This window comes from Ensifer sp. B1-9 (genome assembly GCF_050474445.1).
Classification (GTDB): domain Bacteria; phylum Pseudomonadota; class Alphaproteobacteria; order Rhizobiales; family Rhizobiaceae; genus Ensifer.
This window is the reverse complement of the sequence record NZ_JBCHVG010000001.1, coordinates 492782-510284: the sequence shown is the minus strand read 5'-3', so window position 1 is coordinate 510284 and position 17503 is coordinate 492782. Positions and strand designations below refer to the sequence as shown.

21 protein-coding genes are annotated in these 17503 nt (G+C 62.7%); 5 read left to right on the top strand and 16 right to left on the bottom strand.

The genetic code is table 11. The features are described from left to right. Positions 1-22: 22 nt before the first annotated feature. On the bottom strand, positions 23-946 hold the full coding sequence (locus ACQ5BM_RS02565; RefSeq protein ID WP_429807340.1) for a LysR substrate-binding domain-containing protein: 924 nt from the start codon (positions 944-946) through the stop codon (positions 23-25). Positions 947-1077: 131 nt separating this feature from the next. Here ACQ5BM_RS02565 and ACQ5BM_RS02560 point away from each other — a divergent pair, with 131 nt between their 5' ends. Beyond that, positions 1078-1470, top strand: coding sequence for a RidA family protein (locus ACQ5BM_RS02560; protein ID WP_429807337.1), 393 nt, complete (start codon positions 1078-1080; stop codon positions 1468-1470). 1 nt (position 1471) lies between these two features. Next, a complete protein-coding gene (locus ACQ5BM_RS02555; protein WP_429807334.1) occupies positions 1472-2584 on the top strand; it encodes an NADH:flavin oxidoreductase in 1113 nt (370 codons plus the stop codon). An 81-nt stretch (positions 2585-2665) separates the two neighbouring features. Here the strand turns inward: ACQ5BM_RS02555 and ACQ5BM_RS02550 are convergent, their stop codons facing one another. Together ACQ5BM_RS02550 and ACQ5BM_RS02545 are read right to left on the bottom strand one after the other, a co-directional pair. Next, positions 2666-3631, bottom strand: coding sequence for an MBL fold metallo-hydrolase (locus ACQ5BM_RS02550; protein ID WP_429807331.1), 966 nt, complete (start codon positions 3629-3631; stop codon positions 2666-2668). Between the two features lie 88 nt (positions 3632-3719). Further along, positions 3720-4736, bottom strand: a complete 1017-nt coding sequence (locus ACQ5BM_RS02545; protein ID WP_429807328.1) for an alpha/beta fold hydrolase — start codon at positions 4734-4736, stop codon at positions 3720-3722. 117 nt (positions 4737-4853) lie between these two features. Between ACQ5BM_RS02545 and ACQ5BM_RS02540 the strand changes: the two genes are divergently transcribed. Further along, positions 4854-5882 (top strand): GlxA family transcriptional regulator, encoded by a 1029-nt coding sequence (locus ACQ5BM_RS02540; protein ID WP_429807325.1) that lies wholly within the window; start codon positions 4854-4856, stop codon positions 5880-5882. A 233-nt stretch (positions 5883-6115) separates the two neighbouring features. Continuing rightward, positions 6116-6733, top strand: a complete 618-nt coding sequence (locus ACQ5BM_RS02535; RefSeq protein WP_429807323.1) for a hypothetical protein — start codon at positions 6116-6118, stop codon at positions 6731-6733. 107 nt (positions 6734-6840) lie between these two features. Here ACQ5BM_RS02535 and ACQ5BM_RS02530 read toward each other — a convergent pair whose 3' ends face one another. The 13 genes from ACQ5BM_RS02530 to ACQ5BM_RS02470 form a co-directional block, all read right to left on the bottom strand. After that, positions 6841-7215: a DUF1515 family protein gene (locus ACQ5BM_RS02530; RefSeq protein WP_429807320.1), complete on the bottom strand. Its 375-nt coding sequence runs from the start codon at positions 7213-7215 to the stop codon at positions 6841-6843. Beyond that, a complete protein-coding gene (locus ACQ5BM_RS02525; protein WP_429807317.1) occupies positions 7202-7459 on the bottom strand; it encodes a hypothetical protein in 258 nt (85 codons plus the stop codon). Before ACQ5BM_RS02525 ends, ACQ5BM_RS02530 begins: the two co-directional genes overlap by 14 nt. A gap of 120 nt (positions 7460-7579) precedes the next feature. Beyond that, entirely contained in the window at positions 7580-7783 is a 204-nt protein-coding gene (locus ACQ5BM_RS02520) for a hypothetical protein (protein ID WP_429807315.1), read from the bottom strand. Further along, positions 7780-8628: a hypothetical protein gene (locus tag ACQ5BM_RS02515; protein ID WP_429807312.1), complete on the bottom strand. Its 849-nt coding sequence runs from the start codon at positions 8626-8628 to the stop codon at positions 7780-7782. The genes ACQ5BM_RS02520 and ACQ5BM_RS02515 overlap by 4 nt, the downstream gene beginning before the upstream one ends. 25 nt (positions 8629-8653) lie before the next feature. Then, on the bottom strand, positions 8654-9130 hold the full coding sequence (locus tag ACQ5BM_RS02510; RefSeq protein ID WP_429807309.1) for a hypothetical protein: 477 nt from the start codon (positions 9128-9130) through the stop codon (positions 8654-8656). Beyond that, complete coding sequence (locus ACQ5BM_RS02505; protein WP_429807306.1) at positions 9130-10809, bottom strand: tail fiber protein; 1680 nt, start codon at positions 10807-10809, stop codon at positions 9130-9132. Before ACQ5BM_RS02505 ends, ACQ5BM_RS02510 begins: the two co-directional genes overlap by 1 nt. 188 nt (positions 10810-10997) lie before the next feature. Beyond that, positions 10998-12530 carry a tail fiber domain-containing protein gene (locus tag ACQ5BM_RS02500; protein WP_429807303.1) on the bottom strand — a complete coding sequence of 511 codons (1533 nt, stop codon included), beginning with the start codon at positions 12528-12530 and terminating at the stop codon, positions 10998-11000. Positions 12531-12535: 5 nt separating this feature from the next. Next, positions 12536-12982 carry a GNAT family N-acetyltransferase gene (locus ACQ5BM_RS02495; RefSeq protein WP_429807300.1) on the bottom strand — a complete coding sequence of 149 codons (447 nt, stop codon included), beginning with the start codon at positions 12980-12982 and terminating at the stop codon, positions 12536-12538. Beyond that, complete coding sequence (locus ACQ5BM_RS02490) at positions 12979-14595, bottom strand: hypothetical protein (protein WP_429807297.1); 1617 nt, start codon at positions 14593-14595, stop codon at positions 12979-12981. Before ACQ5BM_RS02490 ends, ACQ5BM_RS02495 begins: the two co-directional genes overlap by 4 nt. Then, complete coding sequence (locus ACQ5BM_RS02485) at positions 14592-15194, bottom strand: hypothetical protein (RefSeq protein ID WP_429807294.1); 603 nt, start codon at positions 15192-15194, stop codon at positions 14592-14594. The genes ACQ5BM_RS02490 and ACQ5BM_RS02485 overlap by 4 nt, the downstream gene beginning before the upstream one ends. Beyond that, on the bottom strand, positions 15191-15790 hold the full coding sequence (locus ACQ5BM_RS02480; protein ID WP_429807291.1) for a phage adaptor protein: 600 nt from the start codon (positions 15788-15790) through the stop codon (positions 15191-15193). The genes ACQ5BM_RS02485 and ACQ5BM_RS02480 overlap by 4 nt, the downstream gene beginning before the upstream one ends. Beyond that, the gene (locus ACQ5BM_RS02475) at positions 15787-16110 is read right to left on the bottom strand and encodes a hypothetical protein (RefSeq protein ID WP_429807288.1); all 324 of its coding nucleotides are present in this window, start codon (positions 16108-16110) and stop codon (positions 15787-15789) included. The genes ACQ5BM_RS02480 and ACQ5BM_RS02475 overlap by 4 nt, the downstream gene beginning before the upstream one ends. 3 nt (positions 16111-16113) lie before the next feature. Continuing rightward, positions 16114-16281, bottom strand: coding sequence for a hypothetical protein (locus ACQ5BM_RS02470; RefSeq protein ID WP_429807285.1), 168 nt, complete (start codon positions 16279-16281; stop codon positions 16114-16116). Positions 16282-16613: 332 nt separating this feature from the next. Between ACQ5BM_RS02470 and ACQ5BM_RS02465 the strand changes: the two genes are divergently transcribed. Next, the gene (locus ACQ5BM_RS02465) at positions 16614-17393 is read left to right on the top strand and encodes a hypothetical protein (protein ID WP_429807282.1); all 780 of its coding nucleotides are present in this window, start codon (positions 16614-16616) and stop codon (positions 17391-17393) included. Positions 17394-17503: the final 110 nt, after the last annotated feature.

Genomic DNA, 17503 nt, shown 5'->3' with positions numbered 1-17503 from the left:
GATAACGACATGCAAAATATCGTTACGGCAGGGAGCGGCAGTCTCCCCCGCCGAACTGGGCCAGCACCCAGGCCCGCAGCAGACGGGTGGCCGGCCGGTCGGCCATCCTTGGGCTATAGACGAGATCGTAGCGGTCGCTCTCGAGCGTCAGTTCGAAAGGCTGGACGAGAATGCCCGAGGCAAGCTCTTCCGCCACCAGCGTGAGACTGAGCAGGGCAATGCCCTGCCCGGCCACCGCAGCCTGAACGGCATGGATTTCATCGGTAAAGGATAGCCCCGCGCTGGCATCGACATTTGCGATGCCAGCCTGCTCCAGCCAGTGCCGCCACACCGGCGCACGGGCATCGTGGCGGCGCAGCGTTCCCCAGTCGTAGTGGATGAGCGTCATGTGTCCGAGATCGGTAGCACGCGCCGGTGCCAGCCGCGGCGTACAGACCGGGGCGAAACGATCGGCAAACAACGGTTCGATGACGAGGCCCGGATAGTCGCCGCCGCCCAAACGGATCGCCGCATCGGCATCCGCCTCCAGATCGACCGTCCGGTGGGAGGCGTCGAGCCTCAGCGTCCAGTCCGGATAGGCTTCGCGGAAGGAGCCGGCAAGCGGCGCCAACCGCTTGGCGACGAAGGCGACGGTGGAGGTGAGACGAGCCACCTTGCCCGCCTGTTGACGGCGAACGTCGGCAATCGCCTGTTCGAAACGATCGAGACCATCGCGCAGCACCGGAAACAGCGACTTTCCGGCAGCCGTCAGCCTCACCTGTCGCGTCTCGCGCTCGAAGAGCTTGACCTCCAGCAATTCCTCCAGCTGTCGGATCTGGTGGCTGACGGCAGTCGCCGAAACATTCAGTTCTTCGGCGGCCAGCTTGAAGCTCAACCGGCGGGCGGCCGCTTCGAAGACCCGCAGGGCGCCAAGCGGCGGCAGCTTTCTCATCGCACTCCCCTCCAATGGATGAATTCAGCTCATCTATCGGCTGAGGAATCGTCCTTTGTCAGCCTGACTTCGGCCCAGCATATTGCCTGCAACAGCCAAGGCAACAGCGCCGAGCTGAGAAAATCTCAAGCATGAAAGGACAAGTCATGTCTCTCGAACAGGTCGTCACCAAGCCGGATCCCTACGCACCCTTCCTGCTCTCCCAGGCGATCAAGGCCAACGGCTTCGTCTTCATTTCGGGCCAGGCGGCGATCGGCGACGACGGCGCGCTCGTCGGCGACGGCGACTTCGACCGCCAGGCCGATCAGGCCTTCCGCAACCTCGACCGCGCGCTGAAGGCGGCCGGTTCCGGGCTCGACAGGATCGTCAAGGTCACGATCTTCCTGCGCTCCATGGAGAATTTCGGAAAGATCATCGAACTCCGACGCAAGTGGTTTTCCGCGCCCTATCCCGCCGACAGCATCATCGAGGTCTCCTCGCTTTATTCGCCGCAGGCACTGATCGAGATCGAAGCGATCGCGCTCGACGGGGACCGTTGACATGAACGCGCCACAGATCCTTCCGTCTCCCGTTTTCACCGGGATCACCCTCAAGGGGCTCGACTTCACCAACCGCCTGTCGGTCGCGCCGATGACCCGCATCAGCGCTTCGACCGCCGGCGTCCCGGGCGAACGCATGCTCAGCTATTACCAACGCTTCGCCCGCGGCGGCTTCAGCCTGATCACGACCGAAGGCATCTATACCGACAAGGCCTATTCCCAGACCTACAGGGACCAGCCCGGCCTGACCGACAGGGAACAGGCGGCTGCCTGGCGCCCAATCGTCGACGCGGTCCATGCGGAAGGCGGCCGCATTTTCGCGCAGCTCATGCATGGCGGCGCACTGGCACAGGGCAATCCCCATCGTCCGGATACGGTGGGGCCTTCGGCCATCCGCCCGAAGGGCACCCAGATGACCGGCTACCACGGCGACGGCCCTTATGCCTTGCCGCGCGAGATCAGCGAGGCCGAGATTGCCGAAGCGATCGAGGGCTTCGCCAATGCCGCTCGCCTGGCGATCGAGGTCGCCGGCTTCGATGGCATCGAGATCCATGGCGCCAACGGCTATCTGCTCGATCAGTTCTTCACCGACTTCTCAAACCGGCGCACCGATCGCTGGGGCGGCGACATCGTCGAGCGCCTCGGGCTGTCCCTCGAGGTCCTCAAGGCGGTGCGCGCGGCGATCGGCCCTTCCGTGCCGCTCGGGCTGCGCATCTCGCAGGGCAAGGTCAACGACTTCCGGCACAAATGGACGGAACGGGAACAGGGCGCCGCGAGGGTCTTCGACGCTTTGGCCGGGAGCCCGGCCGATTTCGTGCACGTGACCGAGTTCGAAGCCTGGCAGCCGGCCTTCGAGGGCGGAGAGGCCTCGCTCGTCGCGCTTGCCCGTCGCCACGCGCCGCGTCTCTTCCTCATTGCGAATGGCAGTCTGCACGATCTTTCGCGCGCCGAAGCGGTGATGGAAGCGGGGGCGGACATGATCGCGCTCGGCCGCGGCGCGCTCGTCAATCCCGACTGGCCGCGGCTCGCCGCCGAGCGCCGCGAGTTGCGCCCGTTCGAACTGCCGTTCCTCGCGCCGATCAGCGACATCAAGGACAGCGAGCTCGCTCTCTGACAATGGAGCGACGGGCGTGTCTCCTGGAAGACGCGCCCGTGGCTCCTATCGCTGCCCTGAAAGAGTGGCCGGCCCGAGCGGCTACGACGCCGCCACGAAGCGATAAGTAGCTCCGCTGCGCTCGGCCCGCCCGATGCCCGGATAGGCCCAATGATAACCGAGCAGCGCCAACCTCTCCGATGCCGCCCGATCGATCAGCGCCTTGCGGTTCTTCAAGGCCAGCTCCGCATCCGTGTCGAAGCCGAAATGCCAGTCGGGATGCTCGAAGAAGACGATATTGCTGGTCACGGCGTCTCCGGTAATCACCAGCCCCTCATGCCCGGCGCCGTCGCCGCCTGAAAGCTGGAGCGAGATGTGGCCGGGCGTGTGGCCCCGCGTGTCGAGCACCTGCATGCCGCTGACGATTTCGTCACCGGGCCTGACCAGGCTCAGCCGGTCTTGAACGGCAAAAAGGTCGCGCTGCGCGCCCTTGGCAAAACCATGCAGCACCTGCGGCATCACCTTCTCGAAATTCGGATCGGTCCAGAACTGCCATTCCGCCTCCGAGACGAAGTACTGAGCATTCGGAAAGGTGAGCTTGCCATCGGCTCCGACGGTGCCGCCCGCATGATCGGGATGGGCGTGCGTCAGCACCACCTTCGTCACCTGGCTCGGGTCGATGCCGGCCGCCAGGAGATTGGCGTGAAGCTTGCCGGCACTCTCCTGGAAATGGGTGCCCGAGCCGTCGTCGACCACAATCAGGTCGTTGCCGGTGCGGATAACCGGAATATTGGTGTGAAACGGCGCGCGTTCCGGCGTGCCGCCAAGGCGGCGCATGATGTCGGGCCGGTCCTCGGGCTTGGCATCCGGCAACACGATTTCGACAGGCAGCATCAGGAAGCCGTCGCTGACGACGGAAATGTCGAAATTGCCATGCTGGAAGCGATGGACATCGGCAGCATAGCCGCCCTTCGGCAGCAGAAGTGAAGCAGCAAGCGCGCTGGAGCCCGCCAGGAATTCGCGACGGTCGATGCGGAAAGCGTCAGAAGGAGTGTGGGAGGCGGTCATGGCTCTGGTCCTTGGCTGGAGCAATTCGGGGATCTGGACGCGTTTGGCGAACGACCGGTGCCGCACTCGGCGACACCGGTCGGCGATGTCATGCCTTGGCAAAAGCGAGGAGATCGGCGTTGAGCTGGTCCTTGTGGGTGTCGGTGATGCCATGCGGCGCGCCGGCATAAATCTTGAGTTCGGCATGCGGGACGAGCTTCTTCGATGCCCGTGCCGCCGCGTCGATCGGTACGATCTGGTCGTCGTCGCCATGGATGATCAAGGTCGGCACGTCGAACCTCTTCAGGTCCTCGGTGAAGTCGGTCTGCGAGAAGGCAACGATCGAGTCATAGGTGTTCTTGTGACCGCCCATCATGCCCTGCAGCCAGAAGCTGTCAATCATGCCCTGAGAGGCAACCGCGCCCGGACGGTTGAAGCCGAAGAACGGGCCGGCGGCGATATCGCGGTAGAGCTTCGAACGATCCTTGAGGCTCGCCGCCTGCAGGCCGTCGAACACCTCCTTCGGCAGGCCGCCGGAGTTCGCGTCGGTCTTGACCATCAGCGGCGGCACCGCCGAAATCAGCCCGGCCTTGGCGACCCGGCTCGTGCCGTGGCGGCCGATGTAGCGGCTGATCTCACCGCCACCGGTCGAAAAGCCGGCGAGGAAGATGTCCTTGAGATCGAGCGCATTGATGAGATCGGCCAGATCGTCGGCATAATGATCCATGTCGTTGCCGTCCCAGGGCTGCGACGAGCGGCCATGGCCACGGCGGTCATGGGTGATGACGCGGAAGCCATTGTTGGCGAGATGAAACGCCTGCGCTTCCCAGCTATCCGACGACAGCGGCCAACCGTGGCTGAGCACGACGACCGGACCATCCTTCGGCCCCCAGTCCTTGTAGTAGATCTCGACGCCATCGCGGGTGGTGATGCGGCTGCCCATGGTCTTTGCTCCCTCAGTGCCGGAGACACCGGCGGTTGATGCGGTTGTGGATGCGGCCTTGGCCGGCGTGTTCATTGCGCTGACCGCGGCGGCGGTGGCGGCAGCACCGAAGGCCGCCGAAAGAACCGTGCGTCGTGAAAGGCCACCGGAAACGCTTGTCGAAACTGCTTTTGCCTGTGTCATTGTCCTCGCCTCTTGATCTCTGTTGCCCGGCTTCCATTCCGTGGAAGCGATGGTTGAATTGATAAATCGGCGGCCCTAACCTCTCGACCGGCAAAGCTGACAACGATGGGGGCAGAAGTGACAAAACGACCGGAAAGCGAACCGGCGGAGATCGGCATCGTCGTCTATCCCCGCGCCTTGATGTCGGCGATCCACGGCCTGACCGACATGTTCCAGGTGGCCAGCATGCAGTCGGCCGAACAGAGCGGAGTGGATGCTCCGCAGATCCGCATCAGCCATTGGAAGCTTCAGGAAGACGGCTCGGTGTCGAAATCGCGCGACACCCACCAGGGTCCCTCTTCGGGCCTGGTGGCACTGATCCTGCCGCCGACGCTGTCCGATCTGCCGGTCGGCGATCGCATCGCCGGCCTGCCCGCCTTCGTGCGTGAGCAGCATGAGCGCGGCACGACGATCTGTTCCGTCTGCGGCGGCGCCTATCTGCTGGCGGAATCCGGCCTCGCCGCTGGCCGCACCATCACCACGCACTGGTCGCACCAGGATCTGATCACCGGCCGCTACGGCAACATCCGCGTCGACACCGACAGGTTGCTGATCGATGAGGGCGACATCATCACTGCCGGCGGCATGATGGCGTGGATCGATCTCGGGCTGAAACTTGTCGACCGGTTCCTGGGAACCGACGTCATGCTGGCGACCGCGCGCTTCATGATCATCGACCCCGGCGCGCGCGAGCAGAGCGACTACAGCGTCTTCGCCCCGAAGCTCGACCACGGCGACAACGTCATCCTCAAGATCCAGCACTGGCTTCACGGCACCAGCACCAAAGGCGTGACGCTGCAGATGATGGCGGAGCGCGCCGGGCTCGGCGACCGCACCTTCCTGCGCCGTTTCCAGAAGGCGACCGGTTTCAATCCCACCGAATATTGCCAGCGGCTGCGGATCGCCAAGTCACGCGACCTCCTGGAACGTTCGCATCTGTCGATCGAGCAGGTCGCCTGGCAGAGCGGTTACGACGACACCAACGCCTATCGCAAGATCTTCCGCAAGATCCTCGGCCTTTCACCGAAAGAATACCGCCTGCGCTTCTCCGTGTCGGACGGCCGGCGAATGGCTGCAGGCGCGTCGAACGCATTGCCTGCGCTGTGATCGACATTCGCATCCCCGCCGGGCCATCCTCGTCACTCTATAAATTACTGAATTAGCGACATCGTATACTTGACACTCAAACTCACCTTTTAATAGAAGGAGCACACTCCGACATTGGTCGCCGGCGTCATTGGCGACCGTGCCGGAAGCAACAATCTCGACAGTTCGTCGGCATCGGACGTGCCCCTCCCGGGGTGCGAACGCATTGGTGTGCCTTCTTGGGGGAATTGGAAATGGACGTTCTGGATTTTTCGTTGTCGTCGGCACCGGCGCTGGTCTCATATATCCGCACATCGCTGCGGCTGGTGCATTTCTCCGGCATGGTGCTTGGCCTCGGCGGCGCCGTGTTTCTCGATCTGATGCTGTCGCGCTACCGCCGGATGATCGTCAGCGCCGAACTGGTCGATCACGTCGAATGGATCAGCCGCTTTATCGCAGCCGGACTGTTTCTGCTGTGGGGCTCAGGTCTGGGATTCCTCCTGCTCTACCAATTGACTGAAACGGAAAAGCTGCTGAACCCGAAGATCTGGGCCAAGGTGACGATCGTCAGCATCCTTACCGTCAACGGCCTTGCCATTCATCGTTTCGTGCTGCCCTTCGTCCGCCAGCAGATTGGCTCGACGCTGCTCGCCGGCGCCAAACCCGCCACGAAGACGGCACTGATCGGATGCGGAGCGATTTCGATCGTCTCCTGGAGCGTGCCCGTCATCCTCGGCGCCGCACCGCAGCTGAATTTTGTCGTACCCTGCGGCGTCATACTCGCCGCCTATGCCCTGCTGCTCGTCCAGGCTTTCTTCATCGCCACGCTGGTCATGCGTGACGGGCACCAGATCCTCTCTGACACCGCCTGAGACGCGAAACGCGTGGGCCTTTAGGCGCGATCGAAACGCAAAAAACGCCGCGCGCCCAAGGGGGCGCGCGGCGTTTTCGTGCTGGTTCATTTCGGACGCTCGAGTCCTCATCCCTTGCCAATGACGACAAAGACGATGCGGCGGATCGCTTCGGCAAAGCTGACGCCCAGCACCATCGCCGCAATGCCGGTGACGCCCAGCGCGCCGATCCCCATCAGCTTCCAGCGCCTGACGTCGTCGGTCACCGGTTTCATCTCCGCGACGTCCGTACCGATCGCCAGGACCGACGCCTCGAGTTCGCCGACCCGATCGGCAAGCTGCTCCATGCGCAAATGCACGTTGGCATGGCTTGTCGCGGTCTTGTCTTCCGCGCGCTGGGCGCCCTCCTCGATCCGGCGAATGGAGTCCTGCAAGCCGCGCATGCCCGCAACCAATTCGCCGAGCTGGCGGTGAACGGCTACATCGATTTCAACTGCGGACATCGGCGCGCTCCCCATGCCGGGCGCATTCCGCCCGTGTCCAGATTTCCGCCGCGCAAAGCCCGACGACCGTGCGGTCGATCCGGTGTTGATCCGCAGGCGTCGCACCTCGTGCGCCGACGAGATCAGTTCCGACCACGCCCCGCAGGCCCGGAACACTGGCCGGTTGCGAAGTTCCACAACCTGCCTGAATCAAGGCAGGAATCGTAATCAAGGCGCCTTTCACCAGCGCGGCTCTGAGCGTCATTGTTCTGCCTTTCGATGAGGATGGCGAGAGAACGGGCACCGTCCGCACGGATCTCGTGGACAAGCCAGACGACACCGGCGAGCAACAGCCCGCCGAGGAGAAGCTTCGGCCAGGACAGCATCATTTCGCCCAGCCGAAACGTCGTGCCAGCCCATACCAGGTTTCGGAGAACACGCCGGCAACCAGGCCGACGCCAACCTCCACCACCATCTGGATGTCAGGATCATCGGCCAGCGCCGGACCGGTTTCAGGCGCCAGCAAGCCCTTCGCAACAAGCAAGCCCGCGCCGTAGCGCAACACTATGCGGATCACCACGGCGCTCATTTCGCCCACCTCGCGACAATTGCGATGATCGCGGCGACAAGGCGCTCGAAAGTCTTGCCAATGGAACGGAAAGCGGCACTGTCGCCTTGACCTTTGCCCCCTGACCCCGATTTTCCGGGCCGAAGCACGACGACGACACCCGGCTCCGTCGAGCCCGCCTTTTCCTGGCCCCTCTGGCCATATCCGGCTTCACGCAACGCCGCCTCGAATGCCCTGCCGTAGGCCTCGATCTTTGGACCATTTTCCCGGGTATCATCGTTGATGATCACCCGGGATGCCGCATAGCGATAGCCGGTCGCAGCCTCGGAATGGCTCTCGCCCGTGTCGAAGTCGGCAAGCCGCTTGCCGGTAAAAAGCCCATCCGCCATGCCGTCAAACAGGATGCGCACCGCCGTTGCCGTCTCATTCGCCTGATCGGGGACAGCCGCGACACCGAACTTCGCATAGTTCGCCCTGCCGGTGATCTGGGCCAGACCGCGCCCGCGATAACGCCACCCATCGTCGGCCTCGATATTGCCGAGCCGCCCGCCATAGATCCGGTTCGCGAGCTTTCGCGGCTTGCCGGCGTAAGGCTCGGCACTCGCCATCGTCGGGAACCGAGCGGGCCACACCTGCATGAGCCGCTTCGCGGTGTAATTGAAGTTTTCCTCAACCGGCTGCATGGAGCCGCCGGTCTCGTGATAGGCGGTTGCGAGTATCGCGGCGAGATGGCAAAGGCTGACGCCGCGGCGCCGCGCCTCCTTGAGGATCGCCTCGGCGCCCCTTTCTTGCTGCGCAGAAAAAGGTCTGCCGAGTGCCGCGCTACCCCGTCGCCGGAGAGCGGCAAAGAATACCGACCGATTCATAAGTCACCTGTCTTGTGAAGAGTGCCTAGAGATTGACCGCCGCGAGCCACAGGGCGTCGACCTGCGGCTCTGACAAGCCGAGCCCGTTCGCAATCGTCGCGACGAGCGGATGCCCGCGCTGGAACGTCTCGGCATATTCCCACTCGATCTGTGCCCTGTCCCGTTCGGTGCCCGCAGGCATGGCGGCAATCGTGACTGCCACCGCCTCGGGCGAAACGCCCGCACCGACGAGACCGAGACGGAATTGCCGCGCGGAGAGCGACGGCATCACCCGCCGGCTCTCTTCAGCGGTCGGGGGAACATAGTCGGCGACCGGAAAATCGCGGTTGTCGTCGAGCCACTTGCGGATGGTCGGATTGAGACCAAAGCCATCTTCAGGCCGCGATACATAATCGCAATCGTAAACCGCATCCTGCAGATCGGTAATGTTGCATTTAACCAGCAACACGCCGTCTTCCCTGGTCTTTTGAACGGAATAGACCTCATTCAACGAAAGCGCCATCACGCAGTCCTCTGCATCTGTACCATGGAATTGCCACTGGAATAGGTGATCTGCCCGCGCGCCCGCCAGGTCCCGCCCAACTGGGAGCTCGCCCCGACATCCAAGGTGTATTGATAGGCGGCAGTGGAGAGGTAAGTGGCGTATCCCTGGTTCCGGTTTCGCGCACCGTTTGAGTAACAGAGCACAGAATGGCCAACGGGGAAGTTTGTCTCGTCCTGGTTGGAACCGGTGTAGACAACTGTTCGCGCGCTGAGAGCATCGCTCAGGTACGTGCCAAACCCCAGCATCCCGCCCGCGAACTGGATGTTCCCATCGGTGAAATGAGATGCGCTCCCGATATTCACCTGGCCCGTGGTTGAGATAGTGCCAGCGCGAGAATCCACAACGACTCGAGTCACATTGTCAGTCGAGCTCGTAAAACCGACGCCCCACCAAGAGGCAATCTGAATGTTCTGAGTAGAAAAAGAAGCACCATCACCCCCTCCCTTTCGAACTCCAGATTCACCGCCAACCGCTCCGAACAGGAGCCACTTCTGCGCAAAAGTGGCGGGCGCATCGTCGAAATACACATTAAAAGCACTGTCGCCCCGCATAACAGTGCGAAAACTGGATTGATAGTAGTCACTCGACCACTGAAAATTGAAGGAATTGTCGACACCGAAGATATAGCGGAAGTGGCTATTGTTATCTGCGTACCAGCGCGTCTCCGAAGAGCTTGCTGACCGACCGTCGTTAACATGCAGATGACCACCCCATTCCATTGCACCGTCTTCTCGCAGATAAAATCCGCGAACGAATGTACCAGAAGCGTTGTACAGCAACGATCCCATCAATCCCAACGCGCTATCGTGGTAAACCAAACCACGATTGACGTCAGCGGCGTTACGAAGCCAAAGGTGGCGATTTCCGTTGGACCGAACGATCATCTCTCCATTGGTGGACACAAGCGGGCCGGCGACAACGGCGCCAGTAAAGCTCGCACCGTTGAGCGTCGCGATCTGATTGCCGTTTACGGTTACCGAATTGGCAACAAAATTGAGGTTCCCGATATTCGATGTGAAGCCGTCCCACAGACCGACAACCCAGTTACCGGCGGCTACTGACTTTTGGAAAAATAGGGAAGGCTTTCCCGCCGCCATATCAGTCGGCTGCATGATAAGGTAATCAGCCTGAGTTGTCGCAGCGCTAGAGCGTATGTAACAGGTAGTGCTAAACGTCTTACCCGACATCGTCCCCGGCAGCCGCGCGTCCGCCAGCGTGCCAGAGGCCAAGTCGCTCGCGGATCCAGACGAGGCTACCGCCGCCAGCCCGAGAGTCGTTTTCACCGACACCGCATCCACGTCGTCGAGGATGGTCCTGGCGAATGGTGTCAGTGCCGTCGTCGAATAGAGGTCCGTCCCCGTCGTGTAGAGCATTTGATTGGGCGATGTCGTCAGACCGGCAATCGACTGCAGGCCTGCGTCCTGCGCCTGGACATTGGTGCCGATCTCAAGGCCGAGAGCCGTCCGGGCGCCGCTTGCGCTTGTTGCTCCCGTGCCTCCTGCGGTCAGCGGGCGTGGCGCGTTGGCGTCGGCCGTCAGGTCGTCGATCAGCGTGTTGTAGGGCACGCTCTGGATCGTGGTATTGGGCACACCTTTGGTGCCGGCGGGGGGTGAATAGACGCCACCTGTTCTGGGCATGGCTTGTCTCCATGGAAGTGCGGGTCGCAAGCTTCCCTATTGTTCCTGATATCGATGGAATGCGCGGTGCTACGCGCAGGCGCGCCCTGGCTGGCGGCGCGCCTTGTGGCGGGTGCCCTGTCGAAGGGTACGGAAAGACGCCGTCGACGGACGGCATGCGCATGGCGAAGAGGCCTGGATCGGCCGCCCTATCGCTTCTTCCGTCCGGCGGCAAAAAGCCGGCCATAGTCGACGCGGCGAATGCCGTCGGCCCCGCTACTGACGGCATCGGGACGGGTCCTCTCCACCTCCTGCGCCATTACGCCAAGGTGTTTCGGACCACCCCCGGGCTCGCCCTTGTAGCGGTATTCGTAGAGCGAATGCCCGTCGAGCGTGCCGACCCGCGTGATGTCCTTCTTGAGGCGGCGATCCGAGACGTTCTTGCCAAAGGGCAGCATGCCGAACAGATTGCCGAGCGCACTGCTGGCGGCGCTTTGGCGCGTTCGATAGGCGTCAAGCTCTCCCTGATACTTGTTCTGCACCAGCCCCGCATAATCCACCGGCTCGATCCGTTGCCCCTGTGTCGGCACGAAATTCGGGTTGCTCACCTGGGCGCCGGAAAGCAGGCTCGATATCTCGTTGATCGGCTGGTTGCGCTGGGCATACATCTCGTTGAGATATTGCGCCCGCGCCGCATTCTGTGCCGCAAGTTGCGCCTGCTGCGCATTGAAACTCTGATCCTTCAGAGCGTTGTTGGCGGCGGTCGTCGACTGGTTGTTCTGATGCATCTGCTGCGAGGCGTCATTGCTGAAGCCGGCAGCGGCCAGCGCCTGGTTGAAATTCTGCTGCTGGGCGGCATTTGCCAGCTGAAGGTTGTTGGCGTTCTGGGTGTACCGCTGGTTCTGCGCCTGGTTGGCGAACTGGCCGCTTTGCAGCATCTGGCCGTAGGCCTGTTGCTGTGCCGCGTTCTCGAAGGCCGCTGCCTGCTGCGAAAGACCCACGAGCCGGGATTGCTCCTGCCCGGCATTGAGAATGGCTCCGAAGCGGGCGTCGTTCGCCTGTCGGTTTGCCTGGTCGATGGCCCGGTTATAGGCTTCGGAGCCTGGCTGTAGGCCCTGGTTGGCAAGCTGTGTCTCCAGCGCCGCGCGGTCTCGGTCGAGCTGCGGGTTCATGCGCGCCATCAGCGCATCCTCATAACGCTTCGTGTCGAAGTTCGTCTCGTAGCTGCGCCTGATGTCGCCCGCATTGCCAAGCGAGGTCTGTATCGCTCCTGCGTTGGCGACCACTCCTTGAGCGCTGCCCGTATTGGGAAGCGTCGTCTGCAGCGCCGGGCCGGGAGCGTATTGCTGATACTGCGGCAAATTGATTGCGTTCGGGTTGCCGGCCGCCGGTGCGCCGGAAAGATCGAGCGGCCGCCCCAGCAGATCGTGCAACCGTGCCGACTGGCTGTTGGCGAGTGTCGCCATGTTCTTTTCGGCGGCGTCCGTCTGGTCCTTGATCGCCTGTTGTGCCGGCGAAAGCGTCTGCGTCGCCGTCCAGGTGGGAATGTCGTAGAAAGCGCCGCTCGACGGGTCCTTCCACTTGGTGCTGCCCGTCTGCGAATAGGTCAGGCTGCCGTCCGGCGTCACTTGGTTGACATTGCCAAGGGTGCCATTGGCAATGGCGGTACCGATGTTGGTCGCGGTCTGCGCCGCCGCGGTCTCGCGCGGGTCCGGCGGTTTAGGAGCTTTGGGTTTTCCCATGGTACCTACCTCTGGTTGGCGGGGTGCGCCCGCCATTCGTTGTCCGTGAGTGTGAAGATGATTTCCGCTTCATCCCGCCCGCGAAGGCGAGGAATTCGGTGCGGCGTGAAACCGAACCGCTCGGCAATCGCGATCATGCCGGCATTGCGCTCGGAAACCCTGAGCACGACCATTTGGCAGCCGATCTCCTGGAGCGGATAGCCGAACATGCCCTTGAGCACCGGCCGCGTCAGCCAGCGTTTGCTGGTGGAAGCGGCCGACAGTTCGATAACACCGGCCTCCGGCGCAAAGTTGTGAAACACCACGCCGGCCAGGAGCGCGTCGCCCTCGACGACGCCCATGGTGGTAAAGTCGGCAAAGCCGCGTTCGCAGCCGGCGATGTGGCCGGACACGAAGTCCGCGATCGTCTGGTTCACCGTGGGGTTGCCGGCACCACCCCAGATGATCCTCATGCACTCGCCTCCCCGGCCTCGACCTGCAGTGTGGCAAGATCCACTTCCAGATCGAGCCTTGCCGCTCCACCGGATGTGATGGCGCAACCGACCGCCAGCATGTCGCCTGCCGCCCGCACGTTCTGCCGAAAACTGTAGCGAAGCTGCTGCGTCAGCGAGTCCCAAACCGCCTTGTCCCATAGTCCGACGTCCCAATCGGAAGATGCAGCATCACCAGCCGTCACGCTGGCGGATGCGGGGATCGACCGGTCGAAATCGGCTCGAGCAAAAAGCCGCACTTTCGGTTTGCTTTTCGCCCGGAAGAACATGTGGGCGAGCGTAGCTTGCGCGCGCTGGCCAAACTGGCCAGGGGGTGCAAACTGCGAGAGATAGGCGGCCGTAAAGGTCAACCCGTCGTCGGTCCCCGTCGTATCGCCCTGCCAGCAAAAGCCGGCGTCGGCGCCGAAGAACAGCCCGCCCTGCAGCGTCTCGTAGCAGCTCGCCCGCCAGTTGCTGATCGTCGACCAGCGACCGCTGAGCACGTTGAGCACGAATGTCGTATCCGCGACGACGCTGTTGCCGGGAAAGGCAATGAAGACCAGGTTCTGTTCGGGCCATTGCTTCACCACCCAGCCGGCGCCGGTGGCATTCGCGGCCCGCCGCCAGTCGTCCTCGATCGGACGCGAAACCGAGACCTGGCTGAGAGCCTGGCGATCGCGCTGGAACACCTGCGAAATCGGCGTCAGCCCGTCGCTGGTGGCAATCAGGATATCGCCGCCGGCGCGGATCCAGGCGTTCTTGCCGAGCGGCCTGCCGATCTGGTAGACGCCCTTCAGCGCAAAGCTGTTGGCGTCACTTGGGTCGGAGCCGGCATAGACCGCCACCTCCCCTTCGGTCGAGACGAAGACGCAGAGATCGGAAAGGCCGTCGCCGCTTTCAAGCGACCAGGAAAAGCCCGTCAGCAGCGAGCCGCCCTTCTTCATCACGCCGCCCAGCGGAAACAGCGCCGCCGCCCCGCCGATCACGTTCACCGGCAGATAATAGGCGTCGAGCGTGGCATTCTTCAAAAAGAACTGCCGGTTCTTGAACAGCCAGCCGTAGTTGAGCTGCGCCATGGTGGTCGCGTCGGGAAAGGTGATCGCCGGCGTCGTCGCCCAGGTGCTGCCGTTGTACACCCGGCGCTGATCGGCGCCGTTGAGGCAGATGAGGAAAGAGTTGCCCGCATTGGTGTGCTGGAAGGTGCACCAGTCTCCACCCGAAAGTCCGCTGACGGCGGCTGCCGTTGTCGCGGGCGGTGCAGCCGGCGAGGTCATGTCGTAGATTGCCGTATCCGTCGCCATGAAGAGCTTCTCCGTGGCGCCGTATTTGTATTTGAAGGCGCTGCGGATCGTGCCGCCGTCGGCCACCCGCCCCCGCTTCTGCGAACCGCCACGAATGCGGCAGCCGACGAGCGTCGGGAAGAAGTTGCGCAGGACACTCGCCGATCCTGGCTGCTGTGCCGCCATGTCAGCCGTCGTCACCAGCCCGTTTTTCGGCGCCGGGAAGGTGATCGGCTGCGAGGTCTGCTGCTGCCCGATGCTGGTTGCGCCGCGATTGCTCTGGCCGACGCGTCCAGGCCTTAGGTCCACTCTCATGATGCCCCCCGGTCGGCGTTGAGTTCCTGCAGCAGATCCGCCTCGAACTCGGCGAGACTGTCGTCGAAGGGCAAACCCTTCTGCCGCTTCCAGCGCCACAGAATGCCCTTGCCCAGCAGCCGCTCGGGAAACAGGGTCCGGTCGTCATCCGCCTGAAGCGTGTCGCGCTCCTCGAAGGGGTCGCCCAGCACCCAGTTCTTCGAGACGTAGTCAATGACGGCTCCAACGCCCGCTGACGCTGGCGAAAACAGCATCTGGTTGTCCCGCAGGCAGAAATAGGGCTGCGCCGAAGCGGTGCTCGTGGCGACCGCCCATTGCGAGCTGTTGGTGATCGGGCGAAAGAAGCCGCCGGATGCGGTGCGCACGGCGCCGCCCGGCGTCAGCCGTTGGCAGTCCGCCGGCAGGGTCAGCGGCGAGAGGATCGCCACATGCTGCTTCAGCAGGTGGCGCCAGTCGCCGCGGCGGGCAATCTCCTCGCCCGCCTCCTGCGCCAGCGCCACCATCGTCTGGGCGTTCGGATCGTTGGAACCGTAGATACTGTCGAAACGGTCGAGCGAAACGATATCGCAGACCTCGTTGATTGCCGAAAGCAAGGTCATGGCGTCACCCCTGCGACCGTCATTTGCGCGTCGCCCCAACGGGCGCGCTCGTCGGCCACACCGAGCCCCGCGAGCGCCGACATTTTCAGCTGTTGTGCCGCTCCCGCCTTGCCGGCGTCGCGCTCCCAGATGGCGATCTCCTCGACCAGCCCGTAGAGATATACGTCCGGCGCCCTTTCGAGCAGCCAGTTGAAGGGGTTCTCCGCCGTCAGCGGAGGGATCTTGCGATAATAGGTCATGGTGAGACCGTAGCTTCCCGCTGGGAACGGCTTGATCCTGTTGCCGACGATCGCATAGCCGAGTGGCCCGCAGGCTCCGGCAAGATTGCTCTCGGCCAGTTGTTGCAAGGCCATGGCACGGATCGGCCGGCCGCTCGCGCTCAGCACTTGTCGCGCCTCGATAAAATCCGCCGGCATGGGCGCATCGCCTTCGACGACGGTGATCGCCGCCGTCGTTTCCATATCGCTCACGCGCAGCATCCGGTTGAGCTTCAGCTCGGCAAGGCCGATGAAACGAGGAAAGAGATGGGCGATGTCGTTACGGCCGCTGTATTCTCCGGCATCGACAAGCAATGCGGCATAGTCTGCAATGCTCATAGCCAGCCCTCCTTGGTGCGCCAGGCACGGTTATCGCCGTCGTTGAGGAAGCGTTTGACGAAGCGGTCGTCGCCTTCCGAATGCGCCTCCACCAGGCCAGAGGCATGCGCAATATTGAGCGGTACCGAGGCGACGCGGTGCCAGTCGCCGCGCCAGGCCTTCTCGGCGCTGTTGCGCACGTCCCGGTTTTCGCTGAGCAGATTGTCGACGGGATAATCGACGCGATAGACGTCCTTTTCTCCGTCGAAGAGGTGCCAGACCGAGCGGCCCGTCATCCGGTCATGATCGTAGAGCGTCCAGGCTCCATCGCGGATCAGCATCGCTCACTCTCCCGGCAAGGGATCGGCGCGCTCGGCCTTGCCGGCGGCAATCAGCGCCTTCGCCTCCTCCAGGCCGAGCGATACGACGGCCCCGGCCGCTGTTCGCTCGCCATCCTGAAACCAGACATCGTAGACGAGGCGGACAGGCACCGATTTCTTTGCTTCGGTCATCGATTTCTCCATGAAAAAAGGCGACTCCGAAGAACCGCCTTGCCAATGATCTTTCGTTTTTTGAGCCGCGCTGCGGCGGCCGTGGGAGCCTCGCGTGCACCACCCAACTCTTGACTGCCGATGGGCTATGTTTGTCTTGCGCCTTCAGAGCCGCCAATTGCTCCGCGCGAGACCCAGTCGGTGGGCATTGGCCAAGCACATCGCCTGGCGACTGCTTCATGCCGAAAGAGACACCGGTCCCGGCGACTCCTCGTCGGCGGTGAGCGCCGTCGTGCAGCCGACGAATCCGTCCGCAAGCCTTCGTCCGACCCGTCACTTCCAATGGGCTGGTCGTGACGAAGCTCGGCCCCTGTAAGGGCCCGTTCGAGCCAATCGCCTGCGGCATCCTTCAGGGCTGCGGCCTATTGCAGAGATCTATCGCCCAAAATCCGAAACGTCTTCATCGCCGACGCGACGAAGAGATTGAACTTATCGGCGAGTGCCGTATTGATGTCTCGAGACAGGAACAGGTCGTAAACCGAAGGCAAGTCCTCGACGCCGGCGGCTCCAGCCCCGGCAATGCGACAACCAAGCCGTGTTCCAGGAAAATCAGGGGTATCGGATGCGGTTACCGCGAACGCGCCGGCACGTGGGTTTGCTGCAAGTGCGTCACTGCGGGCCGTTTCCAGCGCGCGCTCGACGTCGTCAGGCTGTTCAGACGCATAAAATCCCCACGCGTAGTCGCTCTTTCCCGGCAAAGCCTGCTGCGCGTAACCGGTGATGTGAAGTCCATAAGCCTCGACTGGCTCAGAGAACTTGACAAAGGAAGTCCGCGCCTCATCGTATCGAGAAGGTTGTATGGCGAAGCCACGATATCCGCCCTCTTGAAAACGGCCTTCTCCTCATCGAGGATCTTGAAGAATTGGGCGTCACACGCAAACAACGCAGCCAGCACCCTCTCGGCGCTTTCCGGCGGCATCGTACATTCCGGCGCTACATTGCCGCTTCGTTCGCAGATTCCCACGCGACTCATGTCTTCAAACGAATACGGATCGATCGTCGCGAACAACCAGCGCAACCAACACGACAACCAAGCTGAAGAGCGCGACAAAGGTGTAAACCATTGCCTTTAGCCACTTTTTCCTGCCTCCTCCTCGCTTGCGGAAACATAACCAGATGCCCGTCCATTAGAACATTTCATGAACGAACGCAAGGTTGAGATCGCACTGTCTCTGCAACTTTC